Here is a 3,454-nt window from a genome sequence, read left to right as displayed (position 1 = left end):
CCCTATGCCCTATGCCCTATGCCCTATGCCCTATGCCCTATGCCCAGTCGTACCTCATCTTTCTGAGAAAGGCTATACAAACCAAACCGGATTTTAACCGCATTTTCGGCAATCAAAACTCCCAAAAATATGCCATTCCTTCCATGATTCCCCAAGCACAATCAGAACCAGCTAAATAATGATTTTCAGTGCCGTATTCGCGATGCCAATCTAAGAGTTCTGACAGAGCATTGGCTACTATTACTCCCCGGACATCCTGTTCAAACATACTGATGTCATTGCCAGAATCACCGCAAACTAATGTTGCCTCCGATGGAATTTGCAGGCGCTTTTGTAAATAAGTAAGGGCATTGCCTTTATTGCTAGTCTGCGGTAAAATATCCACATCGCGATTGCTGCTAAAAATGATTTGAGCTGCCAGTCCCGATTGAGTTAATTTTTGCTGCAATTCCTGGAGAGTCGAGCTGTTTTCGGCTGTTGGTTCCAGACAATAACTGATTTTCCAAGGATTTTGTTCTTTTGGGGATTGGGATTTTAGCTGGGAAAACTGCTTAGCTAAAGAGGCGATCGCCATTTTATCCCAATCTTGAGAAAGATATTCCGCCCAATCTAAATCGATGGTTCCGTCTTGGTAAATTTCGCTGCCTACACCTGCGATCAAATAGTCTGGTGCTAGCAGTTGCTTTTGGGCAATTAATTCGCAAGTTGAAGCATGAGAACGCCCGGTAGCGTAAACCAAACAAATTTGCGATCGCTTTGATTGCAAGCGCTGGTTTAAAACTTGAGTTGCTTCGTCATCTCCGACTAGCGTGTTGTCTAAATCTGTAACTAATAAAAACTTCATTTTGGAAATTAGTCAGGAGTCATCAGTGATTAGCGATCGGGAATCGATCGCTTCCTAAAATTATTTTAAGTATTTATCAGAATTTGTTAAACCAAACACATTTATAACCAAGCTTATCGTTTAATATTGGCCCAATTTAATTTTCAACAAGTGGTGTGAGTGTTTTTGTGAATAATTCAACCTCCGTTAAAGCTTTTTGGCTGTCTTTCTTGATTTCTGGTGCGGCAGTGCCTTTGGGGCCGATCGCAGCAATAGCTCAAATTCAGGATACCTCAACTCCAGAAGTTGCGCTAGAAGCTAGTGCCGTTCCTGTGGCTAACCCAGACGCAGCGCTGGCAGCAGGTAAGATTGAGATACCGCAGCTAGCGGCGATAACCGCAGAGACTAACTCAGCAGTCGATCGCCCGGAACCCGAAACAGATACAGCATGGGTGAATCGCGCTTTACCCGAAACTGATACAGCAACAGTCGATCGCGCTTTACCCGAAACTGATACAGCATGGGTGGATCGAACTTTACCCGAAACCGATACAGAAACAGTCGATCGCGCTTTACCCGAAACTGATACAGCATGGGTGAATCGCGCTTTACCCAAACAAGATACAGTAACAGTCGATCGCTCTTTACCCAAACAAGATAAAGCAACAGAAGGTCTCGCAGCAACAGCCCCACAAATAACGGGGGCAATTCGCGAATTGCCCCCCCAGGAGTTAGAAATTGCCAACTCTCCTCAGTCTCAAAACGTTGCTGAAGCCAGCAAAGTTGCCGATATTAGCAGCGAGACGGGAACCGCTGATGACCTCAGCATACAAGAAGACGCAGCACAAGTCACCTCTGTTTCCCAACTGTCCGACGTGCGGCCTACAGATTGGGCATTTCAAGCCTTGCAGTCGCTGGTAGAAAGATACGGCTGCATTGCGGGATATCCAGACGGCACATTCCGAGGCAATCGGGCAATGACTCGCTACGAATTTGCCGCCGGATTAAACGCTTGCTTGGATCAAATTACCAAACAACTTGGCGGTTCTACTGGTAATTTAGTCAGCCGAGAAGATTTAGCATCTCTGCAAAGATTGCAAGAAGAATTTGCGGCAGAATTAGCTACATTGCGCGGTCGAGTAGATGCTTTAGAAGCTCGAACGGCTGAATTAGAAGCCAACCAATTTTCAACTACTACTAAACTCAACGGATTTGCTTGGTTTAACCTGACTGGAGCTTTTGCGGGCGAGCGAATCCGAGTTGAAGCGACAAATGGAAAAGCTGCTCCGCTCGATCGAGTAGCCGGACGCGATCCTGTCACCAACAGACCAATTGTGCAGAAAGTTGACGACCCAGAAATAACTTTCAGCCAGTTAGTTTGGTTGACCCTCACTACTTCCTTTACAGGGAAAGACGAATTGATTACACAGCTAGCTGTAGGTAACGGCAATTCCCCAGCCAACCAGTTTACTTCAACAGGTCTGTTCAATACCTTTGGCACTCCTTTTCTCGATCAAACTGCGGGAGCAAATCCCAATGAAGTTGTTCTGAGGGAACTTTCCTATCGGTTCCCGCTTAGCAACAGCTTGCAAGTAGTAGTCGGGCCCAGGATTAATTTCTACCGCTACTTTGACAACAATAGGTTTAACTTTTTCGTAGACGGTGCGAGCAGCTTTAATTCTAACAACAGCCCTTTGTTAAGCGCTACCAGACGCGGTGCCGGTGCTTTGGTTTTGTGGGATATCGGCCGCGCATTGAAACTCCGCTTTGGCTATTTGGGCGAGAGTACGGAATTTTTGCCCACTTCCGTGTTTAATTCCGCTTCCAATCCGTCTCAAGGCTTGTTTGGCGGCACGAATACGACTACAGCAGAATTAACATTCAGTCCGAGCGATCGGGCTAATTTGCGCTTTCTGTACAGCCGTTCCAACATCCAGCAAATCGGCGGCTTAATTGGATCTCCTAACAGCAAGCCGTTGAACGGTGTGGCAGATGACGGTTTCGGCGGCCGCCTGGGCAATGCGACTGCGAATACTTATAGTTTCAATTTCGATTGGTCAGTCACTCGCCGCTTTGGTCTTTTCGGCCGCTACGGCTACGCCGAAACCAATATATTTCCCAAGACTAACCGACCCGACGGCACGATCAAAAATCAATCTTATCAGTTAGGACTTGCATTTCCCGATTTGTTCAAAGAAGGAGCTTTGCTTACGGTGTCATTTTTAGTACCTTTTGACTTTACTGGCGGTAGGAGGTTTCTGGTTTCTGGCGGAGGGAATGGCGGCACGCAGTACGAAATTGAGGCAACTTATTATTTGCCTCTCACCGATCATATTTCGATCGTGCCGGCATTTTATGCGATCGCCAATGCCAATAATTTCGATAACAACCCGACAATTTTTGTGGGCAATTTGCGGACGCAGTTTAGTTTTTAATTCCACGCATGGGAACCCAGAAACCGGGTTTTTTGACGAAAAGACGCGTTGTAGCCCGCACCCAAGGTAAAAAACCCGGTTTCTAAGTATGGGCGGGGCGGGTTTATATAATTTGTCGATAATTAGGGCTTGCTGAATATATCGCCCGCGTGTTACGTGGCCTGGGTTATTTGATCGCGCGCTCGAGAGTAAAGTG

At 46.6% G+C, this 3,454-nt stretch carries 2 protein-coding genes; one reads left to right on the top strand and one right to left on the bottom strand.

Annotation, left to right across the window (positions count from 1 at the left end):
• Window positions 1-112 precede the first annotated feature (112 nt).
• Window positions 113-844, bottom strand: a complete 732-nt coding sequence (locus QUA02_RS32940) for a sucrose-phosphate phosphatase (RefSeq protein WP_333033919.1) — start codon at window positions 842-844, stop codon at window positions 113-115.
• Between the two features lie 167 nt (window positions 845-1,011).
• Here QUA02_RS32940 and QUA02_RS32935 point away from each other — a divergent pair, with 167 nt between their 5' ends.
• On the top strand, window positions 1,012-3,258 hold the full coding sequence (locus QUA02_RS32935) for an iron uptake porin (RefSeq protein ID WP_333033918.1): 2,247 nt from the start codon (window positions 1,012-1,014) through the stop codon (window positions 3,256-3,258).
• The last annotated feature ends 196 nt before the right edge of the window (window positions 3,259-3,454 follow it).

This window comes from Microcoleus pseudofavosus SVA1_A4 (assembly GCF_036700565.1).
Lineage (GTDB): Bacteria > Cyanobacteriota > Cyanobacteriia > Cyanobacteriales > Microcoleaceae > Microcoleus.
Note: the sequence above shows the minus strand (reverse complement) of the source record. Positions and strands in the feature narration are given on the sequence as shown.